Consider the following 21,631-nt stretch of genomic DNA (forward strand, 5'->3'; position numbering starts at 1 on the left):
TGCAAGTATGTGATAAATGAATGATAATTCAATTAAGACACTTGCATACCATTTTTAACCTTAGTTTCAGGATGTAGAAGAAAAACATCATCTTCTTTTACAGCTCCCATAACCAAACACTCACTCATAAAATTAGCTATCTGCTTTTTAGGAAAGTTAACTACGGCAATAATTTGTCGATTTTTTAAGCCGTCTTTACTGTACTGTGTTGTAATCTGTGCAGAGGACTTCTTAACGCCTAAATCACCAAAATCAATTGTAAGTTGATATGCAGGCTTTCTGGCATTTGGAAAATCACTAACCTCAATAATAGTTCCAATACGTAAATCTACCTTTGTAAAGTCTTCAAATGTTATTATATTATCCATAGTTTAAAACTAATAAATTAAAACGATATAAATAGCATGGCATTAACACCTTCAAATATGTTGCCTTTAGGCACCAAAGCACCAGATTTTGATTTGTTAGATACAAAGGATGGACTACAAAAGTCTTTATCATATCTCAAAGGAAATACTGGAACATTAGTTATGTTTATTTGTAACCACTGCCCTTTTGTAGTTCATGTCAATGCCCAACTGGTTGCTTTGTCAAATGATTACGTCACTAAAGGGATAAACTGTATAGCAATTTCTAGTAATGACGCTATAAACTATCCTCAAGATGGACCAGAACAAATGAAACAACATGCCAAAGACAATCACTACCCTTTTCCGTATTTATACGATGAAACTCAAGACGTAGCAAAAGCTTACGATGCTGCATGTACACCAGATTTCTTTTTATTTGATGTTAATTTAGAGCTCGTTTACACAGGTCAATTTGATGACTCAAGACCAGGAAATGGAATTCCTGTAACTGGCAAAGATTTAAGAAATGCATTTGATGCTTTGATTAATGGTAAAACTATAAATTCTAACCAAAAACCTAGTATGGGTTGTAATATTAAGTGGGAGTAAAAATTTAAGTTGACACAAGAAAAAGAAAATAAAAAGAATAGAAAAACAATATCATTAAACAATTCTGAGGTATTAACTTTCTTCTTTATACCATTTGGCTTTTTTGGCATGCATAGGTTCAAGAAAAACGATTTTAATGAATCTGAATTAGAGCGTTTTAAGCACTATGGTTTTGATTTAAAAGTAAAACAAGCTAATGAATTGACTATTTATGGCAGAGTGTTTTATATAGCCTTAATTATGATTATTCTTTATTTATTTAATCAATGAAAATAATAGCAGAAACAAATCGTCTTATTCTTAGAAATATCACAGAATCAGATGCACAAGATTTATTTGAGCTAGATTCCAACCCAAAGGTTCATGAATTTTTAGGTAATAACCCGGTTAAGCATATTGATGAATGTAAAGCCTATATTAATTCTATTAAAGAGCAATATAAAAGCTCTGGTATGGGTCGCATAGCTGTTATAAAAAAAGACACTCACGAATTCATTGGCTGGTCTGGTATAAAATATGAGCAAAATCTCCGTAAAGAATTCAATTATTATGATATGGGTTATCGACTTAAAGAAAAGTTTTGGGGAAAAGGTTATGCTACAGAAGCCGCATTAGCATCTTTGGATTATGGTTTTAAGGATTTAAAACTAGAAGAAATTAATGCCGCAGCAGATATAAACCATATAGCCTCCAATACTATTCTAAAGAAAATAGGTATGGAACATTCCGGTACTTTTGAATATAAAGGAACCGTTTGTAATTGGTATAAAATAATTAATTCTATTCCATAAAAATTTAAAACCTCTATCAAGAGGTTTTAAATTTAATTAATTACAAATTATCTAATTGATTATCTGTTCCATCTTCACTAATCGTCCAAAAGAGGCCTACAAAAAAGAACTGATCTGCCGCAGGAGTTAAAGCACGTCTATTAAACTGACCATTAAAATCTGGAGTGTTTGCATATTGATAACCATTAATATTTTTAAACCCTAAAACATTATTTACAGAGAAATATAATATCTTTTGTGGACTTAAAAGGTAAGCCCAATTTACACTTAAACTATTGAAAGGTTTAGTACGTTCACCCAAAAATTCATTAGTGTTTGGATTTGTATATGGACGTCCAGAAGAAAATCCATAAGCTAATCCAACTTGACTTTTCCAACTATCTATCCAATATTTCCCTACTACAGAAAGATTATGATTAGTTGCATAGTTTGGCTGTGCAGAAGTTTCATAATTTCTGTAATCGCGTTCTGTATCTAAATACGAGTAACTTACCCAATAGTCTAAGTTTTTAAAGCTAGTATTATCTCTCCAAAATAAATCAATTCCTTGAGAATAACCATCACCATTAGAATTATAGTTACTATCAAAGCTTGTGAATTCAGAATCAAACTTCACTAAATTATGATAATCTTTCCTGTATGTTTCTGCTCTAAATATTTTTCCATTATTTACATATTGATAGTTTAATATGTACTGCGAGGTTTTCTCTGCCTTTAGGTCTTGTTTAAATTTCAAAATTGAACTATTTGGATTCTGAAAAAAGTTACCATAAGCCAAAGAGAATTGCCCATTCTTAGATACCTTATAAGCTAAACCAGCTCTTGGAGCAACATCAGTATCTTTAAAAATCGAACTATGATCTGCTCTTACACCTACTTTTAATGCTAGGTCTTTTGAAAAGATTAAATCAGCTTCTGCAAAACCAGCAGTTATATTATTTTTAAAACCGTAAGTAACATCTAAGTTTTCACCTTTAAAATTTTCATCAAAATCTGTGATAAACTGTTCTGCGCCAAAACTCATTTTAAATCTACTATTAAAACGTTTTTTTAGTTTTAATTTAAAATGCGCTGAGTTTTCAGTATCATTTATGTCACTGTTAAAAACTCCTGTGTCATTTTCAGCATAGGTATAACTTAAACCTGTGCTCAATGTCCAGTTATTATCTAAAACCCCTTTATATGATGAATTTAAGTAGAAGTTATTATTGTTCAATTTAAAATTTAAACCGTCCTCTAGGTTAATATCCTCTTGAGTCAATTCAAACTTAGATGTATCAAAAGCTGCATAAAATTTCAATATTCCATTATCTAATTTTTGTCTAAAAACTAGTTCCCCTTGAGCACCTTGATATGGCTTTTCCCAATCATTTCTATCTTCAAAAATTGCTAAATAAGGTGCTAAATTTATATACGAAGCATTAAAACTCAAGGATGATTTTTTCCACTTCTGTGTATTTCCTAATGTTGCACCAACCGTCATAATTCCAATATCTGTTTTTTCTTGATCTGGTTCGTCTATTGTATTTAAAAGCAATACACTTGATAAGGCTTGGCCATATTCTGAAGAATATCCACCTGTTGAAAATGTTATTCCATCAAATAGAAATGGTGAATAACGTCCACGTGTTGGTATATTATTGGTTGTTGGTGTGTATGGTGTAAACACTCTAATACCATCGATGAAAATCTGTGCTTCACCTGCATCACCACCTCTAACAAACAAACGTCCATCTTCTGCAACATTCGATGTTCCTGGAAGCGTCTGTAAAGCACCAACAAAATCACCCAAAGCACTAGCTGTTGTCACAACATCTAAAGGTTTTAAAACAGAAACCTTACTGTTGTCATTGGCTTCAAAAGTACCTGCGCTTAAAACTACTGCATCTAACGACTCTACATCTTCTCTTAACTTGATTTTAAGTTTAGACAATTTTGAAACATCATCAGTTATTGTTTTGGTTTCATAAGACAAAAATGAAATTATTAAGCTCTGTGTACCTTTTTCGGTAGTTGTGAAAATGAAATTTCCGTCTTCTAATGTTGTGGCTCCATCATAAGTACCATCCAAATAAACATTAGCTCCAATAATAGGTTGGTTTTTGTTGTCTACTACATTACCAGAAATAATAGTTTGTGAATAGATTAGAGTTGCAAATAAAAAGATAATTGTTGTGATTAAATATTTGCTGAAAGTATTCCTACAATTCTTAGTTGATTGGTGTTTCGTTGATTTCATGATTGATGATTAAAAGTTCGTTTTTTGATTGTGATACAAATTTGTGTCATTTTTCAGTGAACACGAATTCTATTTTACCGAACTGTAAAATTTCAATGATGAATTGAATATATTTGGTCGATAATCGACATTTGGAAAAAATCACTCAAATGATATAGATATAAACACTTATGCAAATGCTCACCAATACCGAAAAGCAATTCTGTATTCTATTTTTTATCATTGTTCTAACAGAACTCTTGACTGGACAAACAGAATCTTTACAAAACGTACATTATTTAGCAAAACCTGCTATTGTAATAAGTCTTATTTTTTTATTCATTAAAACCTCTCAACACCTCTCTAAATCTATAAAAGGATTAACATTGGCTGCATTAGCCTTTTCTTTATTAGGTGATATTTTGCTCATGTTTGTCAATAAATCAGAACATATTTTTACCTTAGGATTAGTTGCATTTTTGTTAGCTCATATAATGTATATACTCATATTTCTTAAACATAGAAATATCAAAATCACTCCTTTTGGTTTTATTGCTGTATTATTAATTTATACCTCATATCTATTCAATTTCTTAAGAGAAGGTTTAGGAGATATGCTTATACCAGTAATAGTTTATATGGTTGTGATTTTAACTATGTCTACTGCAGCATATTTGAGAAAAGGCAAGGTCAATATCGTTAGTTATGGATTAGTATTCTTAGGAGCTTTATGCTTTATGGCTTCAGATAGTATTTTGGCTTTAAATAAGTTTTATCAAACTATTCCATGGTCAAATATTAGCATTATGCTTACCTATGCCATTGCACAATATTTAATTATTATTGGTATTCTAAAACTAAAGGGTGATTAAACTAATTATTTTTTAAAGGGTCTTATTATTAATCGTGCCGCTTTATCAAAATTTATATAATTATATGTCCAGTTGAATAAGACTATTACTCGATTTCTAAAGCCAACAAGGGACATTAAGTGTATAAACATCCATATAAACCAAGCAAAGAATCCGCCGAATTTATAGCTCTTTAAATCTACTACTGCTTTGTTACGTCCAATAGTTGCCATTGAGCCTTTGTCATTATAGACAAAAGGTTTTATTGGTTTATTATTAATCAATTTTAAAAGATTCTTACCTAATAACTGACCTTGTTGTATTGCTGGTTGTGCAACTTGAGGGTGACCTCTTTCATAATCTTCTGAAGCCATTAAAGCAATATCACCAATGGCAAAAATATTGTCATAGCCATTGACTTGATTAAACTCATTAACTTGGTAACGATCAGCTTTGTCAATTAAAGCATCTGCGTGTAATCCTTTTATTGGAGCACCTGTAACACCTGCTGCCCAAATCAAAGTTTCTGATTGCATTACTAAATCAGAGTTTGTTGTTACCGTTAAACCATCATAATCTTTTACAAACGTATTACAGTGTACTTGCACTCCTAATGCCTTTAGAAATTGTTCTGATTTCTTAGAAGCATGGGCACTCATTGGAGGTAAAACTCGATTTGCACCTTCCAGCAAATGTATGTGCATATCACTTGGATTTAAATCGTGATAATCTCTAGGAAGAATATTATTTTTGAGTTCAGAAATGGCACCTGCAAGCTCTACTCCTGTTGGTCCAGCACCAACAATCACGAAGTTTAAAAAAGCTTCGCGTTCCTTTTCAGAATTTGCGATAGCAGCTTTTTCAAAATTCTGTAAAATTAGACTTCTTATGTTTAAGGCTTGCGGAACAGTTTTCATTGGCATACTATTACTTTCAATAGCTTTATTTCCAAAATAGTTAGTCTTTGTTCCGGTGGCAATAACTAAATAATCATAAGCTATATGTCCAATAGAAGTTAAAACTTGCTTTTTTTCTGGTAGAATTTGTTCAACTTCTGCTAGACGAAAGAAAGATGTTTTATGCTTCTTTATGATTTTTCGCAATGGATAGGCGATTGAATCTGGTTCTAAACCTGAACTAGATACCTGATATAACAATGGTTGAAACGTATGGTAATTGTGTTTATCAATTAATACAACCTGAATATTTTTATTGGCTAAGCTTTTTGCTAAATTTATACCTGCAAAACCTCCGCCTATAATTACAACTCTAGGTAGATTTGATTCGGGAATATTCATAAAAATAAGTCTTGAATTTACACCTACAAAGATACGAGTTTAAGGAGCCAAAATAGCACTTAAAATAATAGTTAGAGAATTTTGTAACAATACTAAATCTAATACTACTAATTAGGTAACTAACCAATTTCATCAATTGAATAAAGAACTCGAACATAGTTTTGTAGAACAGTTGCAAAAGCATCAAAACATTGTACATAAGGTATGTCGTTTATATACCAACAATAGTGACGCTCATAACGATTTGTTTCAAGAAATAACAATTCAGTTATGGCGTGCATATCCTAAATTTAGAGGAGATTCTAAGTTTAGCACATGGATGTATCGTGTGGGTTTAAATACTGCAATTACGCTATATAGAAAATCGAAACGACGCATAAACACTCAAGAGTTTGATACTGTTGAGTTTAAAATAAAAGCTGAAGAATATGATGATACTGAAGAGCAGCAACTAAAACTCTTGTATAAAGCAGTACATCAATTAAACGATATTGAAAAAGCCCTAGTTTTCTTATATCTAGAAGACAAGGACTATAGAGAAATAAGCGCGACTTTAGGTATTAGTGAAGTCAATGCACGAGTTAAAATGAATCGTGTAAAGAAGAAATTAAAAACAATATTAAATCCGTAAAACTATGGATGAATTAGAATTATTAAAAAAGGATTGGGATAAAGGAACTACAGAATTTAAAAGTTATTCAGACAATGACATTTATCCAATGCTTCACAAAAAATCGTCTTCAATTGTAAAGACCTTATTTTATATCAGTATTGCTGAATTAGCATTTTGGCTTTTGGCTGGAATAATTCCTTATTTTATATCAACAACTTTCAAAGAAAAATTAGATACAAGTTATGAAAACCCGCTCTTCCTAGGTATAAATATACTTAGCTACCTTGTTATAGTTCTTTTTGCGTATCTATTATACAGGTCTTATAAGTCCATATCTAGTACAGACAGTGCTAAAAATTTAATGGAAAAAATTTTAAAGACCCGAAAGGTTATTAAATACTATGTAATCTTCAATTTAAGTTTAATTTTCCTTTCCATACCTCTTTCAATATATTTTGAATATCAAGAAAATCCAGAATTTCATCAGCAAATAGTAGATGCAAGCACTAGTCAGATGCTAGTTCTTTATGCGGTTGCTGTAATAATAGCTGCAGTATTTTTAGTTTTAATTTGGTTATTTTACAAGTTAATATATGGTGTACTGTTAAAACGTTTAAATAGAAATTATGACGAATTAAAAAAACTCGAAGTTTAAATTAATTTATAAATATATTAAGCATGAATACATCTTTAAAAATTCAAAAAAGCTTAATCATTTTCGTAATACCGTTACTCTTAATTGCAGTAATGGTAGTATTAACCAACTCATCACTTTTTACAGCAAATTCTAACCAACTAAGCTTAGCAATAACTATAGAATTATTACTAACTACACCTTTTATTTATTTTTTACTTATTCGTAAAACAACGATACCAAAAACGACCGTAGTTCCCTTTATTATAATTGGAGTTGTCATATGTTCATTTATACTTCCTAAAGAGAATCTGTATTACTTATATCTTTTTAAAACATGGGTACTTCCATTGATAGAGTTATCTGTGTTATCATTTATTATATATAAGATGGTAAAACCTAGAAGACTTTATAAGCACAATCAACAAAATACAACTAGTGATTTTTTTACAATTCTAAAGACTACCTGTTATTAAATTCTTCCTAAAGTAGCTGTGATTCTTTTTGTTATAGAAATTGCAGTGTTCTATTATGGATTTATAAATTGGAAAAAAGACAACTAAAACCAAATGAATTCTCATATCATAAAGATAGTGGCACTATTGGACTTTTAATCGCCTTATTATTCTTAATCGTAATCGAAACTGTAGCCTTTCATTTATTACTATCAAGATGGAACACAATTGTTGCTTGGGTTTTAACAGGAATAAGTATCTATTCGGGAATTCAAATTCTTGGATTCTTAAAATCAATGTTAAAGCGACCTATAGTTATTGAAGACAATTTACTTTATCTCAAATATGGTATTATGAATGAAACTACAATTTCTATTGAAGATTTTGAATCTGTTGAATTATTCACTAAAGATATTGAGCTTAATGAAATAACTAGAAAACTATCTTTATTAGGAAACCTAGAAGGTCACAACCTAGTTTTAAAGTTTAAAAATGAACAAATTTTAAATGGGCTTTATGGTATCAAAAGAACTTATAAAGTGCTGGCTTTACATATAGATAAAAAGAAAGAGTTTAAAAAAAATATCGAAAGTTTACTAAAAACTGAGGCAGAACATTAAAATCTACCAATCTCTAAGCTGCTTATTCAAACGCTCTTTTTCTTCTAATTCAGCTTGCGGAATTACTTTTAAAAACGATGGATGTTGCTCTATAGCATATTCAATCTTTTCAACGATTTCAGCAATAGATTCATTTTCATAATCTATTTTTAAAGGTGCTTTAACTTCAAAAGATTGATAAATATTTTTCTTTTTAATACGAAGTCCTTTTTTATCAAACGAACGTCTAAAACCATCAATTACTATTGGTACTACAATTGGTTTATATGTTTTTATAATATGCGCAGTCCCTTTTCTAATGGGCTTAAAAGGTGTAGTTGTTCCTTGCGGAAAAGTAACGACCCAACCATCATTTAGGGCAGTCTTTATCATGGTAATATCGCTCATCTTAACCTTACGATTAACATCTTTTCCTTGAGATCTCCAAGTGCGTTCTATACTAATAGAGCCAGTATAGGCGAATATTTTTGGGATAATGCCAGATTTCATTGTTTCCTTAGCTGCTACATAATACATGTTTAACTTAGGGTTCCATAAATAACCTACATTTTTAATATTATCTAAACGACCACTTAAACTTGCGTTAAACACATGGAACATGGATATAACATCTGCAAAATAAGTCTGATGGTTAGAAATAAAAAGCACATTAGTATCTGGCAAATTCTTTATAATATCAGAACCTTCAATTTGCAGATCATTAAACCCTCTAAATCGTCTATGAGTCAATAATCCAAGGATTCTAATGAGCCATTTCTTCACCCAAAGTATATGTCCGAAAGGATTTCTTTTAAATAATCCCATAGTTAGCTTTCAAATTCTTAGTTAGTTAATTACAAATGTAACAAAATAGATAAGCTATAAAACTTGTTTTAACAGGTCTTTTATTTCGCCTAGCATCATAGCTGTAGCTCCCCAAACAATATGACCATTCAAAATAAATGCTGGCACATCTACCTCAACATTAAAAGACGTTGGTACTCTTGTAGTTATAGTATTATCATCATTCAAAAAATCTAATAGCTTCACTTCTATAATGGCTTCAACTTCTTCATCTTGCTTTATAAAATTTGGAGTTGTTTTAGATATAGCGATATATGGATGTACCATAAAATTACTTGGTGGTATGTAAAGTGGAGACATTGTTTTAATTACCTTAATTAAGGTTTCTGGTACACCAACCTCTTCTTCTGTTTCTCGTATTGCAGTTTGCATCAAATCTTTGTCTTCATCTTCATATTTACCACCTGGAAATCCCACTTGCGCAGAATGGACACCCTTATAGGTTTTCCTGAGAATTAATACTAAATAGGTTTCGCCTTCAGGATTTGGATAAAACAATGCTAAAACTCCTGCTTTCTTAGCGGATTTAGATTTAATTTTGATTTTTTTAGCCAACTCCAAACGATAAGGAGGAGACATTTTAGCATGAGATATTTCGCCAAAAAGCTCAAGATGTTTTATTTTTACTACTGTTTCTAAAAATGAATTAAATACCATTTATGAGAGTACTATTTGTTCTAAGTTTTCTTTTGTTGATGGATTGTGAAGATAAGCAAACTTCAAAACAAACAGATAATACCGTTACAAAAGATTCTGTAGTTCAAAACGTAAAAAAGGTTTCTAAAGCAGAGTCTAAGTCTGAGTTTCCTAAACTCACAGATAATAATGCAATGGAGTTCTTTTTAGAATATGAAAAAGAACACGGAGAAAATAAAGTACGTATCATTACAGATTATGGAAATATAGATATACTGTTGTATAATAAAACTAAGTTCCATCGTGCAAATTTTATTTACCTTACACAACGCAAATATTTTGATGGTACACAGTTTTATCGCGTGGTAAAAAATTTTGTAATACAAGGAGGTAGTAGTGATGCTGTGGACCTCTACATAAAGCGACGTAAAATTGGAAAGTATCTACTCCCACCAGATACTAAACGTGGTTATACACACAAACGTGGTGCTATTTCTATGCCAAGTAGTGAGATAGAGAATGCTTATAAATTGGCTTCACCATTTCAGTTTTTTATTATTCATCGTCCAGGTGGTGCTGCCTATTTAGATAAAGATTATACCGTCTTCGGTGAAGTGATTAATGGTATGGATGTAGTTGATAAAATCAATGCTGTTGAAACAGACAAAGGAGATTGGCCTCTTGAAAATGTAATTATTAGAAAAATAGAAATTATAAAATAATTAAGATTGAAGCATTGATTAGATATAAAGGTTTTCAAGTTCCTAAGAGCTAAAAGAGTATTAAAATGGCAAAAAATAAAACGACTGAGACAAAAGTAAATGTCACTGACTTTATTGAATCATACGTAGATAATGATCAAAAAAAGTTGATAGCTATAAACTCATAGAGTTATTGAGCGAATGGTCTGGCTTTGAACCTAGAATGTGGGGACCTACAATTATTGGTTTTGGAAGATATCATTATAAATATGCAAGTGGTCATGAAGGTAATGCGCCTTTATTAGGTTTTTCACCTCGAAAAGCTCAGTTTTCACTATACATATATTCTAAAACAGATAAAAGCGATAATTTCTTAAAAGATTTTGGCAAATTTAAAATGGGAAAAGCCTATATTTATATTAAGAAATTATCGGATATTAATATAACGGTTTTAGAAAAATTATGCTTAGAAACAATTGCATATCTCAATGATCATCATGAGTGTGCTTGTAGAATATAGCATTCATCTAAATTAAAAAATAGAATTAGTCTTCATTCTTATATAAACTCGGTAAGCTAATTTTAAAGCGTACTGCAAGTATGCGAACAACAATTACAACTAATCCACCAATTATGAAGAGGTAATCCCTATCCTCAAAAAATTGAAGCAATAAAAAGTATGACAAGCCTCCTAAAATACAAGCTGTAGCATAAATCTCTTTTCTAAAAATTACAGGTATTTCACTACATAAAATATCTCTTAATACGCCTCCAAAACATGCAGTCATAGTTCCTAAAGCAATACAAATTATAGGATGTAATCCTGCTTTTAAACCTGTTTCAATACCAACAAGAGTGTACAAAGCTATGCCAATAGTATCAAATAGAAATAGTGATTTTCTTAAATAAGAAATTTGTTTTCTAAATAGGACTGCAAATACTGCTGAACCAATAATAACATAAACAAAGGTCATATTACGCATCCAAGAAACCGGTTCTACGCCTACCATTATATCACGTAAAGTTCCACCTCCTACAGCAGTAACAAAAGCGATAATGAGAACACCAAATGGATCCATACGCTTATTCATAGCGACTAATACACCCGAAATAGCAAAAGCTATAGTTCCTAAAATATCGATGGTTTGTATAAACATTACATATTCTGAGTATAATAATTATAATCCTTTATCACATTCGCCACAAAATCAACTGGTTTCTCTGAAGTTTCTATAGCCATTACTTTTAAAAGGCGATGATGCAAATTTAAAATGATATTATGATTACCGTTTCTTACTGCGTCATCGTATAAATTTTTAATAGTCTGCATATCGTTGTCATTCAACACAGTAACTTGACTGTACTTTGGCACATAATCTACTGGTAAATCTTTTATCAACGTATCATTTATAGTCATATTCTCGCGTTCGCTAATCACAGTAGTACCTGCTGCTATATCACCTATTCTCTGTCCATTTCCTTTTAACAAAATAGTAACTACAGCCGCACCACCTGATGTTAAAACAACATCTATAACACGTAAAATCCACCTCACAAAATAATTAGCAAAACCAGGCCTAGAACCATCAAGTTTTACAACTCGCATATTCATAATGGTCTTTCCGACGGTTTTTCCGTTCAAAAAAGTTTCAAGTAAAACATAGTATAAAAATGCTGGTAATGATACTAGCATATATATTGCCCAAGAATCACCTGGATCTAAATTTAAGGAGACTAAAAGCCAAATCGCTCCAATTCCATATATCAAAATAATTGCACTATCAATAAGATATGCAAGCATCCTATGACCAATACTTGCTACGTTTTGATTTATACCCACATTTTGAGCAGTTTCTATTTGAAATTCATCCATATTTTCTTTTCTTTGAAAGTCTAAAGGGATTAGTTTATGCGCGAAGCGGCTTTTGTAAAGCAAAATAAAGACAAATGGATAGAATTTGAAACTATTCTTACAAATAAAACCAATATTGATCCTGATTTGCTTTCTGACCTTTACATAGAAATTACTGATCATTTAAGTTACGCCAAAACATTTTACAAAAATAGCAACACAGAACGTTACCTAAATCAGTTAGCATCTAAAGCACATCAGAATATTTACAGAACAAAAAAGGAATCGAAAAATCGATTAATTTCGTTTTTTAAAACTGAGTTTCCGACTCTATTCTATCAACACCATCGCGAACTCCTTATTACATTTCTAACTTTTACACTCTTTGTTATTGTTGGTGCATTCTCAGCTGCTAATGAAGGAGATTTTGTAAGGTCTTTTCTTGGGGATGGGTATGTAAACATGACATTAGAAAACATTGAGAAAGGAGATCCAATGGGCGTTTATAAACAGCAAGGGGAATTTAATATGTTTTTAGGTATTACATTAAATAATATTAAAGTTGCACTTTTCGCTTTTGGGTATGGTATTTTATTAGGCGTAGGCACTTTATATATTATGATGCAAAACGGTATAATGCTCGGGAGTTTCCAATACTTTTTTTATGAGAAAGGTTTACTATGGGAATCAGCTCGTACAATATGGATTCATGGTACAATAGAAATATCCGTAATTATAATTGCTGGTTGTGCTGGTTTAGTAATGGGAAATGGTATTTTATTCACAGGTACCTTACCAAGGTTAGAAGCCTTTAAACGTGGAGTTATAAATGGTTTAAAAATTCTAATGAGTACGATTCCATTTTTTATTATTGCCGGATTTTTAGAAGGGTTTGTAACACGGCACACTGAAATGCCAGATTGGCTAGCTATTCTTATCATTTCTGGTTCATTAGCACTTATACTATTTTACTATGTCATATATCCAATACGATTAAATAAAAAATTAAAGGCATTAAACAACCTTAAAAATACAATTACACTAACTAATTTAGAAACAGATTTAACATGAGGAGATCCTATATAGAATTTAGACAACAGCGTGATTTTAGCAGCATTTTATCAGATACATTCGGATTTATTAGAAATGAATTTAAACCACTAATGAAAGCCGTCTTTAATATTGCTGGTCCAGCTATTTTAGTTTTTATGGTATCGCTCGCTGCTTATAACTACATTGCTGGTGATATATTTAACTTTACAGGTCTTGGCGAACCCTCTTTTAATTCAACTAATGTATTTGTAGTTATTATTGTGGCTATTATTTATCTTATATCTGCCATTGCTGCATACATATTCTCAACATCTTCTGTACTATTTTACATAAAATCCTATATAGATAACAAAGGAGAGACAGATTTAGTAGAAATAAAAAAGAATGTTTATAATACATTTTGGTCCTTTTTTGGAATGAGTTTTCTAAAAGGTATAACCTTAATGATTGCTTTAGTCCTTTGTCTTTTACCTGCTTTATATGCCATAGTTCCTATGGCTATAGTGTTTAGCATTTTTGTTTTTGAGACAAGGCAGTCGGCTACTGATGCGTTTAGCAAAAGTTTTAATTTAGTAAATGTAGATTTTTGGACAGCGTTTGGTTCTTTTCTGGTTCTTGGAATTATCTTTTATATTCTTGGTATGATATTCTCAATACCATCTGTAATTTATACATTAATAAGTACTGGGATATTTTCTGGCGAAATAGATCCTGCAAATCTTAATAGTTTTTCTGCTGATCCTGTTTTAATTTTTCTAAACGTACTCAATTACTTTTTTCAATTTTTATTAAATACTATTCTTATAGTTGGCGGTGCAATTATTTACTTTCACTTACATGAAAAAACAACCTTTACTGGTACTTATGATCGTATTAGTGAAATCGGTAAAATAGAAGAGTAAATGAGGTTATACTGGTTGGTTTTATGTTTTTGTATTGGGCAATTCTCTATTGCGCAACAAAATGAGCAACCTGTAAAGTTAGATGACACTTCATTAGAAAAACAAGTTATCGCTGAAAAGGATTTAAAATCTTATAAAGCTGATGATGATTTTAATTATGCAGAAGTTAAAGCAGAAGAAAACATCTTTGATAAAGCTTATCGTTGGCTTAGAAATATACTAACAAAATTTTGGGAGGCAATTTTTGGAACTGGAACGGCTGTTGGTTTTCTTTGGTTTGTTTTTAGAGTACTACCCTATTTATTACTTGGATTTTTGGTCTTTTTATTAATTCGGTTTTTCTTAAAAGTAAATGCTAATAATTTAAGAACTAAAGGAAAAGAAGAAGGCTCTGTTTTATTTAGTGAAGAAGAGCAAATTATTAAGAATGAAGATATACCTGCTCTAATAAAAGAAGCAATAAATCAAAAGAATTACAGGTTAGCTATTCGTTATTACTATTTATTATCTCTAAAATATCTTTCTGAAAGTGATCGTATTGAATGGGAAGCACAAAAAACGAATGAAGACTACATCAAAGAAATTGAAAAAGAGCATTTAAAGACTAGCTTTAAAGATATTACCCGAATTTATGATTATGTATGGTATGGTGAATTTAGCGTTGATGCTTTAAAGTTTGAAGCCTTAAAATCACCTTTCGAAGAATTAAATAAAACTATTATAAGCCATTGAGTAAAAAAGGAAAAATATACATTACACTTGTACTTTTGACTCTTTTTGCAATAGTTGCTGTAGAGATGACCAAACCTGAGCCTATCAATTGGTTTCCATCATACGCTTTACATCACAAAATTCCTTTTGGATCTTATGTGTTTAACGAGCAATTAGAGCGTGTTTCTAATGATGTTACCACGGTTGAAAGACCACCTTTTGAATATTTAAGTAACAATACTATTTCTGGAACATACCTCTTTTATAATGGTGGAATAGCTTTTGGTAAAGAGGAATTAAATGGTTTATTAGATTGGGTCTCAGAAGGAAATACACTTATGGTTTCAGCCGTAGATTTCGAAAAAAAGTTACTCGATACTTTAAACCTCAAAACAAGAACTATAAATATCACTAACAATTTTAATAATAAATATCAGGTAAAACTAGTTAACCCATTATTAGACAATACAACCATATATAAATACGAACGACCAACAACATTTTTTCATTTTCACGAAATTGATACAGTAAAGACATCGATTCTTGGTTTTATTGATAAATATAGAGGTGAACAAGAAAATTCAAAGACCACATTAGTAAATGCTATAAAACAATCTTTTGGTGATGGTGAAATTATATTGAATACTTTTCCACAAGCTTTCACTAATTACTTTATGCTTAATTCTCCTAATCAGGATTATACAGCTGGCTTAATGTCTTATATAAACACCAACAAACCTATTTATGTAGATACCTATTATAAAACTGGGAAGAAATTTTATACCTCTCCAATGTATCTGTTTTTAAGTACTAAATCTTTAAAATGGGCTTATTACATTATGCTTATTGGTGTATTAATCTATATTATTTTTGAAGGTAAACGTAAGCAACGTGCCATTCCTATTATTAGACCGTTAAAAAACCAGACTGTAGACTTTACGAGAACTATTGCCAATATGTATTACGAAAATGGAAAGCATAAAGATATAGCTCAGCATAAAATTCAACATTTTTTAGAATTTATTAGAAATTCAATGTACCTCAATACTTCGGAAATTAATAACAGCTTCATTAAAAACTTAGCCGCTAGAAGTAATAATAGTATTGAAGATACGCAAACCTTATTTAAACTCATTGAGAGTTTTAATAAGAAATCAAAAATTGAAAATAAAGAATTAGAAAGGTTAAATACCTTAATAGAACAATTTAAAACTCATAACTAATGGAAAACGAACCTGTAAACGAGGACTTAAATTTTGACAATAGAATTCAGTTAGAAGGTCTTAAAAATGCTGTAGAAGGTATTAAAAGTGAACTTAGTAAAGTTATTATCGGTCAAGATAACTTTGTAGAATTATTAATTGTAGCGCTATTGGCAGATGGTCATGTACTTATTGAAGGAGTACCTGGCATTGCAAAAACAGTCACAGCAAAACTATTTGCTAAGGTTTTAAAAACTGATTTTAGTCGTATACAGTTTACACCAGATTTAATGCCAAGTGATGTTTTAGGAACATCAGTTTTAAACATGAAATCTTCAGAATTTGAGTTTAAAAAAGGACCTATCTTTTCAAATATTGTTTTAATTGATGAAATTAATAGAGCACCTGCAAAAACCCAAGCAGCTTTATTCGAAACTATGGAAGAGCGTCAAGCGACCATTGATGGCACTACCTATAAGTTCAATAATCCGTTTATGGTTTTAGCAACACAAAACCCAATTGAACAAGAAGGAACTTACGCATTACCTGAAGCTCAATTAGACAGATTCATTTTTAAAATTAAAGTAGATTATCCATCATTAGAAGATGAAGTAAAAATTCTAACGTCTCATCACGAGCGTAAAGGAGATTCACCTCAGACCTTAATAAATTCTATTTTAGATACAAAATCGTTAGAAGATTATAAGGCTAAAACACAGGCAATAGTTATTGAAGAAAAAATTATAAAATATATCGCAGAGATTGTTTCTAAAACTCGTAATCATCCGCATTTATATCTTGGTGGTTCACCAAGAGCATCAATAGCTATATTAAATACAGCTAAGGCATTCGCAGCGATCAATGGTCGTGATTTTGTGATTCCAGAAGATATTAAGAAATCACTTAATCCTGTATTAAACCATAGAATCATATTAACACCAGAACGCGAAATGGAAGGTATGACTACAGAAAATGTTATAGAAATGATAGTTCAATCGGTTGAAGTTCCTCGATAGTCAACTTATATGAAGTTTATTAAGTCATTATATATTCACCAACAGCTATATATTTATTTAGCAGTGGCTTCAGTATGCTTTTTATTATCGTATTGGTTACCAGCATTATTTTCTTTTGCAACGATTTTATCAATAATTATAATCGTTGTTTTATTTATCGATTTACTTCTACTCTATCAACCAAAAAATGCTATTAACGGCAGGAGAATTTTGCCAGATAAATTTTCAAATAGTGATAATAACCCGGTTCCAATTACAATTGCAAATAAGTATAACTTCAAAGCCTATATTGATGTAATAGATGAATTACCTATTCAATTCCAAAAACGTGATTTTGCATACAAGACAATATTAAATCCAAGTCAAAATCATGATTTTGATTATATGGTAAGACCAGTTGATAGAGGTGAATATTATTTTGGTCATTTAAATATTTTTGTATCCTCACCACTGAAAATTATTAAACGAAAATATAAATTTCAGAATGAGCAAATGGTGATGGTCTACCCATCAATAATTCAGATGCAGAAATACGATTTTCTCGCCATTAGTAATGCATTAACACAAGTTGGGTTAAAAAAGATTAGACGTATTGGTAATACTTCAGAATTTGAACAAATAAAAGAGTATGTACAAGGCGATGATTTTAGAACTGTAAATTGGAAAGCTACTGCAAAGCGAGCACAATTAATGGTCAATCAATACCAAGATGAAAAGTCTCAGCCCATCTATTCTATTGTAGATACTGGTCGTGTAATGAAGATGCCTTTTAATGGTTTAAAGCTTTTAGATTATGCCATTAATTCTGCTTTAGCATTTAGTAATGTAGCTTTAAAGAAACATGATAAAGTAGGTCTACTATCTTTCTCTAAGAAAATAGAATCTTTCTTACCAGCGATACACAAACTGACTTACCTCAATCGTATTTTAGAAACCTTATATAATATTGATACTCAATTTAATGATAGTGATTTTGGACTTCTCTATGCGCAATTAAAACGAAAAGTAACACATCGTAGTTTACTCCTACTATACACAAATTTTGAACATCTTAGTGCTCTGAAAAGGCAGATGCCTTATTTACAAGCAATTTCAAAAAAGCACATGCTTGTTGTTGTACTTTTTGAAAATATCGAATTAGAAACTATAATTGAAGAAAATGCTGAAGACTTACAGTCTATTTACCACAAAACTATTGCAGAAAAATTCGCATTTGAAAAACGATTAATGGTTAAGGAACTTCAGAAACATGGTATACAAGCGATTTTAACTCCACCTGAAAAATTGACTATTAATACTATAAATAAATACTTAGAGATAAAAGCTAGAGGAATGCTTTAAGCTAGAATAACTAAATACAATTCATCCTATTAAAATTACAATTCGGTAAGTACAATTTTTTTAGCGTGAGCTTTTATAGGATATTTGAATCATCAAAAAACAAATAACCATTAAAACAAAAATCATCATGAAAAATTTAATTTTAACAATTGCCTTAGTTTTGACTTCAGTATTTAGCTTTTCTCAAGAAGATAAAGGGGTTACAATAACTGTAACTATAGATAACGTAAAAAACGATAAAGGAAACGTATTAATGTCCTTACACACCTCTGAAACATTTATGAAAGGGAAAGGTATCATTGATGCTGAAACTAAAATAAAAGACGGAAAAGTGACTATTACTTTTGAAAATGTATTACCTGGAGAGTACGCAATTATGGCTTTACACGATGAAAATGAAAACCAAAGAATGGATTTTCAGGATAATGGCATGCCATTAGAGTCTTATGGAATGTCTAATAATGTAATGTCTTTTGGTCCACCTCAGTATGGTGATGCTAAATTTAAAGTAGAAGCTAAAGATTTAGAGCTAAATATCAGGTTTTAATTCCAATAATCTATTTAAAAAATCAAAGACTGAGTATATTCAATTATGAATTGCTCAGTCTTTTGAAATCAATTAAGGGCTAAATCTACCAATATAATCTTAACATAAGATTTGGCGTAATACCTAAAGAATATTTTTCTAATAATTCAATAGTATCCCCCGTACTATTATTACCTCTATACTCTCTACTAATTATATTTTTTCTATTGTATATATTTCTTAATGAAAATCCTACTTTACCTCTTAATTTATTGTGCTTAGAAAAGTAAAAATTATATGTTGAAGAAAAATCTAAACGATGATAAATTGGCAGTTCACCAGTATTTATACCACTATTAAATTCTAAATTATTACCATTTTCTTCAGTAATGGTATATGGTTTTCCAGTCTGCCACTTCCATCCCAAAGCCAATTGAAAATCATTAAGTCTATAACTTAATGCCACGGATACAGCATGGCTAATATTAGATTTGGAAGTAAACTCATTATTAGCATTAAGATTTTTAAACTTACTTTTTGATCTATTAAAAGAATAACTCAACCATGAATTGAATCTACTAAATTGCTTTTTCATAAAAAGATCGACACCAAAAATATTCTGGTTGCCAATATTAAAGCTACTATTGTCAGGATTTAAAAAGCCAAGTGATAGTGCTGTAATATTTTTCAATTTTTTATAATAAGTATCAATATCTATACTAAATCCCTTGAGTTTGTATATGAATCCACCTGATACATGTTGACTATTAATTATGGGAAATGAATTTCCATCTGCCAATCTCCAAACTCTATTTTGCAGAGATAAATCACTTAAAATAGTTTCATCAATTTCGCTAATAATCTGATTTTTAATTTCACCTGTAACCTGAAACATTAAATTAGAAAGTATAGATTTATATAATACCAATCTAGGTTCAAATCTTATGGCATCTAGCTCTTTAAAATAAGTGCTTCGTAAGCCTACAGCAAAATCAAATAATTTTGAATTTTTATAGTCGTAATTACCATAAACACTATGGGTTTGTACTGTACTATCTTCTGTATCTAAAACAAAAATTAAGTTTGTTGTATTTAAAAATGCATAAGCAACATCTTTAAGTGTATATTGATAACCAAAAGCTATAGAATTTTCTTTTTTTAAATCAATATTTACTTCTGATGATATACCAGAATCAAATATGGTATTGCGTTTTTCAAAATCTGATACTTGTTCGTTATTCTCTCTTGTAACGAAATTATAATTCAATTTATAATCAGAAAAAAATGCAGTAGTAGTTTGTGTTATTTTTTGATTCCAATTGCGTTTCCAACCTAAACCATATCCAATATTACTCGTTACTAACTTATCATTAAACATGCGATTATTACTAGTGTCATTTACCATATAATCTAATTGATTGTCTATTGAAATAATACTTGCGTACATGCTATTATTTTTATTTGGTCTAAAATTTAGTTTAACATTATAATCTAAAAATGAAAAATCATTATTTTCATTTTCAGAACCATTAATCTTAGTACTTTCAAATACTTTATCTGCTAACTGATTAAATGTAAATGTTTCTAAGACATCAACGTGACTTCTCCTCAATGAAGCTTGAATATTCATTTTATCTTTAATAATAGGAATTTCTAATAGTGCATCACCATTAACTCCATTAAAACCTAACTCAGCTTTTACAGTTTTAGAAATATTAGAGTTAGAAGACATGTCTATAACACTAGATAAACGTTCGCCATATCTAGCATGAGAGCCTTTGTTTATAAATTTAATTTTTGAAGTTACATTTGGATTTAATGGCGAAATCATACCAAAAAGATGCCCTTTGTGATAGATATTTATACCATCCCAAATCAGTCGGTTTTGATCTGAAGCCCCACCTCTAACAAAAAAACCTGTAGCTGTTTCATTAGGGCTTAAAACACCAGGTAATAACTGAATACTCTCTAATACATCTGGCTCTGTGAGTCCTGGCAATATTCCCAGTTTATAAGGGAACAAATTAAAGGATCCGTTTTTATTTTTTTCAATTCCTTCTGCTAAATAACTTCGAACAATTACTTTATCTAATGCATTTAGGTCTATAGTTTCTTGTGAGACTTCATTAATAATAATATAACGATTATTTAAAATCTTATAATTCAGCTGTGTTAACTTCTTAAATAAATCTAAAAATTCTACTAGCGTTCTTTTTTCTCTTTTTATTGAAAAACGTTTCCCTTTTAAATCATCATCCTTATAAGAAAACAATACATCATATACGTTTTCTACTTCAGTAAAAGCATACATGATTGGCACATCATCAAATTCAATGTAAAAAGCCTCTTCTTGCGAAAAGGCTGATAATGGGAGTAACATTAAGACACAGATATAGATTAACCTCATCT

General features: G+C 30.4%; 25 protein-coding genes. 17 read left to right on the top strand and 8 right to left on the bottom strand.

The window, feature by feature from the left end; all coding sequences use genetic code 11:
* Positions 1–32 precede the first annotated feature (32 nt).
* Positions 33–368: a tRNA-binding protein gene (locus WPG_RS00365; protein ID WP_045467901.1), complete on the bottom strand. Its 336-nt coding sequence runs from the start codon at positions 366–368 to the stop codon at positions 33–35.
* A gap of 36 nt (positions 369–404) precedes the next feature.
* Here WPG_RS00365 and WPG_RS00370 point away from each other — a divergent pair, with 36 nt between their 5' ends.
* Genes WPG_RS00370 through WPG_RS00380 form a run of 3 tightly spaced genes read left to right on the top strand, consistent with a single transcriptional unit; the run spans position 405 to position 1,750 of the window.
* Entirely contained in the window at positions 405–959 is a 555-nt protein-coding gene (locus WPG_RS00370) for a thioredoxin family protein (RefSeq protein WP_045467904.1), read from the top strand.
* Between the two features lie 9 nt (positions 960–968).
* Positions 969–1,229, top strand: a complete 261-nt coding sequence (locus WPG_RS00375; RefSeq protein WP_045467907.1) for a hypothetical protein — start codon at positions 969–971, stop codon at positions 1,227–1,229.
* Entirely contained in the window at positions 1,226–1,750 is a 525-nt protein-coding gene (locus WPG_RS00380) for a GNAT family N-acetyltransferase (protein WP_045467910.1), read from the top strand. The genes WPG_RS00375 and WPG_RS00380 overlap by 4 nt, the downstream gene beginning before the upstream one ends.
* A 40-nt stretch (positions 1,751–1,790) precedes the next feature.
* On the opposite strand, the gene WPG_RS00385 is transcribed toward WPG_RS00380, so the two are convergent.
* Positions 1,791–3,989 (bottom strand): TonB-dependent receptor, encoded by a 2,199-nt coding sequence (locus tag WPG_RS00385; protein WP_084221487.1) that lies wholly within the window; start codon positions 3,987–3,989, stop codon positions 1,791–1,793.
* A 176-nt stretch (positions 3,990–4,165) separates the two neighbouring features.
* Between WPG_RS00385 and WPG_RS00390 the strand changes: the two genes are divergently transcribed.
* Positions 4,166–4,840 carry a lysoplasmalogenase gene (locus WPG_RS00390; RefSeq protein WP_045474985.1) on the top strand — a complete coding sequence of 225 codons (675 nt, stop codon included), beginning with the start codon at positions 4,166–4,168 and terminating at the stop codon, positions 4,838–4,840.
* A 5-nt stretch (positions 4,841–4,845) separates the two neighbouring features.
* Here the strand turns inward: WPG_RS00390 and WPG_RS00395 are convergent, their stop codons facing one another.
* Positions 4,846–6,117: an NAD(P)/FAD-dependent oxidoreductase gene (locus tag WPG_RS00395; RefSeq protein ID WP_045467913.1), complete on the bottom strand. Its 1,272-nt coding sequence runs from the start codon at positions 6,115–6,117 to the stop codon at positions 4,846–4,848.
* 136 nt (positions 6,118–6,253) lie between these two features.
* On the opposite strand from WPG_RS00395, the gene WPG_RS00400 reads away from it, so the two are divergent.
* The 4 genes from WPG_RS00400 to WPG_RS18465 all read left to right on the top strand — a co-directional run bounded on the left by WPG_RS00400 (position 6,254) and on the right by WPG_RS18465 (position 8,439).
* Positions 6,254–6,748, top strand: a complete 495-nt coding sequence (locus WPG_RS00400) for an RNA polymerase sigma factor (RefSeq protein WP_045467916.1) — start codon at positions 6,254–6,256, stop codon at positions 6,746–6,748.
* 4 nt (positions 6,749–6,752) lie between these two features.
* The gene (locus WPG_RS00405; RefSeq protein WP_045467919.1) at positions 6,753–7,385 is read left to right on the top strand and encodes a hypothetical protein; all 633 of its coding nucleotides are present in this window, start codon (positions 6,753–6,755) and stop codon (positions 7,383–7,385) included.
* Positions 7,386–7,408: 23 nt separating this feature from the next.
* Positions 7,409–7,840, top strand: a complete 432-nt coding sequence (locus WPG_RS18460) for a hypothetical protein (RefSeq protein WP_231850227.1) — start codon at positions 7,409–7,411, stop codon at positions 7,838–7,840.
* Positions 7,841–7,908: 68 nt separating this feature from the next.
* The gene (locus WPG_RS18465; protein ID WP_231850228.1) at positions 7,909–8,439 is read left to right on the top strand and encodes a hypothetical protein; all 531 of its coding nucleotides are present in this window, start codon (positions 7,909–7,911) and stop codon (positions 8,437–8,439) included.
* A gap of 3 nt (positions 8,440–8,442) precedes the next feature.
* Here WPG_RS18465 and WPG_RS00415 read toward each other — a convergent pair whose 3' ends face one another.
* Complete coding sequence (locus WPG_RS00415; RefSeq protein WP_045467922.1) at positions 8,443–9,243, bottom strand: lysophospholipid acyltransferase family protein; 801 nt, start codon at positions 9,241–9,243, stop codon at positions 8,443–8,445.
* A gap of 54 nt (positions 9,244–9,297) precedes the next feature.
* Entirely contained in the window at positions 9,298–9,939 is a 642-nt protein-coding gene (locus tag WPG_RS00420; RefSeq protein ID WP_045467925.1) for an NUDIX hydrolase, read from the bottom strand.
* Between the two features lie 2 nt (positions 9,940–9,941).
* Between WPG_RS00420 and WPG_RS00425 the strand changes: the two genes are divergently transcribed.
* Both WPG_RS00425 and WPG_RS00430 read left to right on the top strand, forming a co-directional pair.
* Positions 9,942–10,640, top strand: a complete 699-nt coding sequence (locus tag WPG_RS00425; protein WP_045467928.1) for a peptidylprolyl isomerase — start codon at positions 9,942–9,944, stop codon at positions 10,638–10,640.
* Positions 10,641–10,812: 172 nt separating this feature from the next.
* On the top strand, positions 10,813–11,139 hold the full coding sequence (locus tag WPG_RS00430) for a DUF1801 domain-containing protein (protein WP_316929965.1): 327 nt from the start codon (positions 10,813–10,815) through the stop codon (positions 11,137–11,139).
* Between the two features lie 25 nt (positions 11,140–11,164).
* Here WPG_RS00430 and WPG_RS00435 read toward each other — a convergent pair whose 3' ends face one another.
* Both WPG_RS00435 and WPG_RS00440 read right to left on the bottom strand, forming a co-directional pair.
* Positions 11,165–11,776, bottom strand: coding sequence for a trimeric intracellular cation channel family protein (locus WPG_RS00435; protein ID WP_045467931.1), 612 nt, complete (start codon positions 11,774–11,776; stop codon positions 11,165–11,167).
* A complete protein-coding gene (locus tag WPG_RS00440) occupies positions 11,776–12,492 on the bottom strand; it encodes an RDD family protein (RefSeq protein ID WP_045467934.1) in 717 nt (238 codons plus the stop codon). Before WPG_RS00440 ends, WPG_RS00435 begins: the two co-directional genes overlap by 1 nt.
* 36 nt (positions 12,493–12,528) lie before the next feature.
* Between WPG_RS00440 and WPG_RS00445 the strand changes: the two genes are divergently transcribed.
* The 7 genes from WPG_RS00445 to WPG_RS00475 all read left to right on the top strand — a co-directional run bounded on the left by WPG_RS00445 (position 12,529) and on the right by WPG_RS00475 (position 19,243).
* Complete coding sequence (locus tag WPG_RS00445; RefSeq protein WP_045467937.1) at positions 12,529–13,542, top strand: stage II sporulation protein M; 1,014 nt, start codon at positions 12,529–12,531, stop codon at positions 13,540–13,542.
* Positions 13,539–14,426, top strand: coding sequence for a hypothetical protein (locus tag WPG_RS00450; protein WP_045467940.1), 888 nt, complete (start codon positions 13,539–13,541; stop codon positions 14,424–14,426). Before WPG_RS00445 ends, WPG_RS00450 begins: the two co-directional genes overlap by 4 nt.
* On the top strand, positions 14,427–15,158 hold the full coding sequence (locus WPG_RS00455) for a hypothetical protein (protein ID WP_045467943.1): 732 nt from the start codon (positions 14,427–14,429) through the stop codon (positions 15,156–15,158).
* Complete coding sequence (locus WPG_RS00460; RefSeq protein WP_045467946.1) at positions 15,155–16,360, top strand: DUF4350 domain-containing protein; 1,206 nt, start codon at positions 15,155–15,157, stop codon at positions 16,358–16,360. The genes WPG_RS00455 and WPG_RS00460 overlap by 4 nt, the downstream gene beginning before the upstream one ends.
* The gene (locus tag WPG_RS00465; RefSeq protein WP_045467949.1) at positions 16,360–17,355 is read left to right on the top strand and encodes an AAA family ATPase; all 996 of its coding nucleotides are present in this window, start codon (positions 16,360–16,362) and stop codon (positions 17,353–17,355) included. The genes WPG_RS00460 and WPG_RS00465 overlap by 1 nt, the downstream gene beginning before the upstream one ends.
* A 9-nt stretch (positions 17,356–17,364) precedes the next feature.
* Positions 17,365–18,696, top strand: coding sequence for a DUF58 domain-containing protein (locus tag WPG_RS00470; protein WP_045467952.1), 1,332 nt, complete (start codon positions 17,365–17,367; stop codon positions 18,694–18,696).
* Between the two features lie 127 nt (positions 18,697–18,823).
* On the top strand, positions 18,824–19,243 hold the full coding sequence (locus WPG_RS00475; RefSeq protein ID WP_045467955.1) for a DUF2141 domain-containing protein: 420 nt from the start codon (positions 18,824–18,826) through the stop codon (positions 19,241–19,243).
* An 85-nt stretch (positions 19,244–19,328) separates the two neighbouring features.
* Here WPG_RS00475 and WPG_RS00480 read toward each other — a convergent pair whose 3' ends face one another.
* Entirely contained in the window at positions 19,329–21,629 is a 2,301-nt protein-coding gene (locus WPG_RS00480; protein ID WP_084221488.1) for a FecR domain-containing protein, read from the bottom strand.
* Between the last annotated feature and the right edge of the window lie 2 nt (positions 21,630–21,631).

It is taken from the genome of Winogradskyella sp. PG-2 (assembly GCF_000828715.1).
Lineage (GTDB): Bacteria > Bacteroidota > Bacteroidia > Flavobacteriales > Flavobacteriaceae > Winogradskyella.